Raw genomic sequence first — 3,838 nt, forward strand, 5'->3', positions numbered from 1 at the left:
ATCTGCTTTGCTGTTGCGATTAATTGCGCTTTTTCCTCTGCTGTTAATTGTGAAATATCAATCATTGTTATTTTTGAAAAAAGTTGTTAAAAAATCCCCACCTCACTTGCCAAACATCCAAGGCCTACACCTTGCGATTTATACAAAAAAATAATAAGCGATTCCAGTCCAGATAAGTACCGACAATACGATAATTATCCTGAAAGCCCATGCTTGAGCTTTGTTTTGAGTATTATTCATAGCTTGATTTTTATTGTGAGGTTATTTTCTTCTACTCTTACATCACTTTTCTCATCCTCTAGTAGTAATCTTGATTCTATCACTTCGCAATCAGTATCTATTATACTAATTGCCTCCCAGTACACTGCTGCTTTTTCCTCCAGATGCTCCTTCATTTCTCTTTTGCCAGCAGTTCCTATTTTCCTAGGCATTCGCATTGTTATACTTCTTTCTTACGTGTTTGGCTCTATCTTTTAGTACCTTTTCTGCTGCTGCTTTTATCACCATCAGTTTGGGCATTTCAAAAGAATTTAACTCAGCTTTAAAATTCTTTTCAACCCAGCTTAAACACTTTTCCAAAGCTGCCTTTTTTTCGGCATCGTTACTTGCTCCTTCAGCCAAATACCAGCGAGAGATTATATATCTTCTAGTGGCTTGTAATGCATCCTTTTTAGGTTTTGGGGCTTCTATACCTGCTTCCTTGGCTTTGCCCTTCAAATGCTTAATCAGGTCTATGGCTTGATATTCTTTCATATCCTTCGAAGAGTCCGTTTGTCCCTCCGAAAAAGAAAACACTAGGCTTTTCTTTTGCTCCATCAAACCAAGCTTGTTTAGCCAGTAATGAAGCTCTTTATTAGTTGTTGTTTTCATCGCTTTTTACGTTCTAGGTTATCGTACAACATTTCACACATCTGCTTATCATCAATCCTGCTTACCTTCAAGCGCTTGTACTGGCTTTCAGAGGTCAGGTAAAACTGCTTTTCGATTTGGGCATCATCATATACCCATTCCATTACCCACAAATCCCAGAAATTGCTTTGCGTTGCTATTTCCATTGCCATCCATCCAAAATGTAGCTCCAAGAACTTACATCCTGTGTCAACCTGAAACCAAAACATTTCTTCGTAGCTCATGCCTATCTGGTCTCTTATTTTTACAGTAGCACTTACTGCTTCGTCTACGCTATTCATCTAATACGTCATTTTGTCCCCAGTACAATTCTGCTCGCTCGGTATTGATCGTGTACTCACCACCAACAACTCTACCATATACATTTGCCTTCAGTCCTTTAATGTGTACAATTACCTTTGCTAACTTACTGGCAGTTCTAGCAGTGGCAGGGCTTGGCTCATTCCTGTCTTCATGTGCAAGGAAGATAAATAGCACATTAGGAAACTCCCTTTTTAGCTCACTATACACATTTCCCCGAAACTCATCTTTATAGACTGTCAGATTATCAAAAAACACAATCTTAGGAGCATTCCTTTTGCGTAATAGTTCCTTAATGTCCTCAAGGCTTTCATACTCCAAAAATCCTAGTTGCTTATCCTTTGACGTAATGCCTGCTCTTATCATGGTATCTACAAATTCTTTGGCCAGCCCTTCCTCACCAGACACATACAAGACTTTTTTCTTGGTAGATAAATACTTAGCTAACATTAGCGCAAATGTAGACTTACCATTCTTTTCACGTCCCCAAACTAACCAAATCCCTGTGTCGCTTGGATTGTTCCCAAAAGCTTTACTCCAAGGTGCCTCAAACTCGAAATATTCGTGTTTCATTTTCAGGATATTACTTATGCTTTGTGTCTTCGTCATAGTCCTGTGTTAGTATTACTAGTGATTCTACTCTACGCAAGCCTGCAAAACTGTTTCCATCATCAAGCTTTACTAGGCTCTTGTTGACAATCTCGTTGATGTTTTTCTTATCCTTCATGTTTACCCTTAGCACGTCAGTAAACAACCGAGTATAAAACTCCAATTTGTCTTGTACTCCATTTGGCACTGGGTTAGTGAAGTTTTCTGAGAAACGTGAGAATATTTCACGATACCCAACTTTCTTGTTCTTAATGCCTCGGTTCATTTTTGCTTCAAGGCCATCGGCTGCCATCAGGTACCACCCACAGTGGTTTTCTGTTGCATTCCAAAACTCTTTGATTTCAAGGAAGGCCTCATACTGCAAATCACCTGCCTCGTCAATAATTACTAGGGGCTTAGGCAATACCTTTAGATAGTATTTAATCTTTTCCTTGGTTTCGTGATATTTGCCAGACTCTACACCAATTGCATTTGCCAGCGCCTGTATGAAAATCTGCTTTGTTTTTGCCTGACTAGCGTCGATATAGAACACATTTTTTAGCGTCATGGCCAAATACTTGCCTGCAAACGTTTTTCCAATCCCAGCCTCAGATATGCACATTTTGCTTTTCGAATACTGTTTGCAAAACAAAATATCTTCTTCTATCATGCTAAACACCTCTGTTCTTGCCATATACCACTCTCTGTCGTCCTGAGACACATTGAGCTTCATTCCGATATGGATCCACTGTGCATCTTTCAAAAGCCCGTCTATCTCGTTTGCCTTCAGACGGCTAAACACTGAGTTATGAATTCCGTAGCTCTTAGCAAAATTGCTATCTGTCCCATCAAAGTTCTTCCTTACTTCTAGGAGCTTTGCAAGCACTTTGATTTTGTACTCTTTCGATACTTGTAACATAGTCTATTGTGGTTAATTGTTTAGTATTACGTCTTACGATTCTCTCTGAACCGTCTATCATTACGGTTCCTCCCAGTCCCAAATAGGGTAGCTTATCAAGCCAGCCTGTTGTAGTCTTCGTTGTCGTCATTTTCGTCATAGTTCAAAAATTCGTACATGCTATTATAGAACTCAGCCGCATTCAAATCACTCAAGCTTCCAAATACTTCCTCTACCTCTTCTTTGCTATATCCTCCCGCCTCCGAGTACATATATATGCCATCTACCCATGTTTCTGAGACTATCATATAGGTTCCAGCCTCCAAGTCAAACATTATTCTGAACAGAACCTCTTGGTCATTATTCAGTACAAATACTCTTACAAAATGCTTCATTGGTATTGAAATCTTGGCTCGTTGGTTTGTATTCTAGCTTGCTTGTACTCCAGATAATCAATGTAGTTTTCCATCCACTCTTTTTCTTCTGGGTTGGCGATGTCGTTGGCCTCTTTTTTCAAGGCTTTCACTTTTTTACGGATAATCGAAGCAGCTACATCTTTTTGTGAAGGCAATAGCATATTACTGTCGTGCAAACGAATAACATCGTACACACAACTGGTGTTAACGTCTAAATTCATGGTTTTTTGGATTTTTACCATCTATCAAAGAGGCTCTTCTTTGTAGCTGGTGTGTAGGTTATTTCTTCTTGTTTTGGCCACTCCAATACTTCTACTTCTGTTTCCTCTAGCTCTGGTTTAGCTTTGGGTTTTTCGAGTATTAGCAAGTTTGGCACTGCTTTTTTCTGCTTATTGCCATACGCTATAATCGTATTCGAATAAGCCGACATCAATCTATAGTTCTCATGATCCTGCTCAGTACGCTCAAAATACGCTCTGTTGTAGGTAGGCTTATCTATCAATTCACATACATACCTATCACCTATATACGCATAGGCTTTTAGTACCTTGCCTTTATTGTCGTCCAGCCATCTAATGTCCAATCGTTTACCTTCTACAATTTTCATTTTATTGATAAGGTCTTCGCCCAAACATATCTGTCCAAGGTCTCCAATTACAAACTCCTGCTCATTTAGCTCTATCAAACCAGTATGGCATTTTCTCTTACCTTCTTTGCCTATAAGCTT

The 3,838-nt window shown here is 39.2% G+C and carries 8 protein-coding genes; all 8 read right to left on the bottom strand.

Annotated features, from left to right (window positions below; genetic code table 11):
- Positions 1-236: 236 nt before the first annotated feature.
- Positions 237-431 (bottom strand): hypothetical protein, encoded by a 195-nt coding sequence (locus ACOVQ4_RS04060; RefSeq protein ID WP_421819375.1) that lies wholly within the window; start codon positions 429-431, stop codon positions 237-239.
- Entirely contained in the window at positions 424-870 is a 447-nt protein-coding gene (locus ACOVQ4_RS04065; RefSeq protein WP_421819376.1) for a hypothetical protein, read from the bottom strand. Before ACOVQ4_RS04065 ends, ACOVQ4_RS04060 begins: the two co-directional genes overlap by 8 nt.
- Complete coding sequence (locus ACOVQ4_RS04070) at positions 867-1,190, bottom strand: hypothetical protein (protein WP_421819377.1); 324 nt, start codon at positions 1,188-1,190, stop codon at positions 867-869. Before ACOVQ4_RS04070 ends, ACOVQ4_RS04065 begins: the two co-directional genes overlap by 4 nt.
- Positions 1,183-1,818, bottom strand: coding sequence for a hypothetical protein (locus ACOVQ4_RS04075; RefSeq protein WP_421819382.1), 636 nt, complete (start codon positions 1,816-1,818; stop codon positions 1,183-1,185). Before ACOVQ4_RS04075 ends, ACOVQ4_RS04070 begins: the two co-directional genes overlap by 8 nt.
- Positions 1,793-2,716, bottom strand: a complete 924-nt coding sequence (locus ACOVQ4_RS04080) for an AAA family ATPase (protein ID WP_421819378.1) — start codon at positions 2,714-2,716, stop codon at positions 1,793-1,795. Before ACOVQ4_RS04080 ends, ACOVQ4_RS04075 begins: the two co-directional genes overlap by 26 nt.
- Positions 2,717-2,811: 95 nt before the next feature.
- Positions 2,812-3,090 carry a hypothetical protein gene (locus tag ACOVQ4_RS04085; protein WP_421819379.1) on the bottom strand — a complete coding sequence of 93 codons (279 nt, stop codon included), beginning with the start codon at positions 3,088-3,090 and terminating at the stop codon, positions 2,812-2,814.
- Positions 3,087-3,332, bottom strand: a complete 246-nt coding sequence (locus ACOVQ4_RS04090; protein WP_421819380.1) for a hypothetical protein — start codon at positions 3,330-3,332, stop codon at positions 3,087-3,089. Before ACOVQ4_RS04090 ends, ACOVQ4_RS04085 begins: the two co-directional genes overlap by 4 nt.
- Before the next feature lie 14 nt (positions 3,333-3,346).
- On the bottom strand, positions 3,347-3,838 hold a 492-nt coding region (locus tag ACOVQ4_RS04095; protein ID WP_421819381.1), incomplete at its 5' end, for a hypothetical protein.

The sequence above is a fragment of the Flectobacillus sp. genome (genome assembly GCF_049240685.1).
In the GTDB taxonomy this organism is placed as follows: domain Bacteria; phylum Bacteroidota; class Bacteroidia; order Cytophagales; family Spirosomataceae; genus Flectobacillus.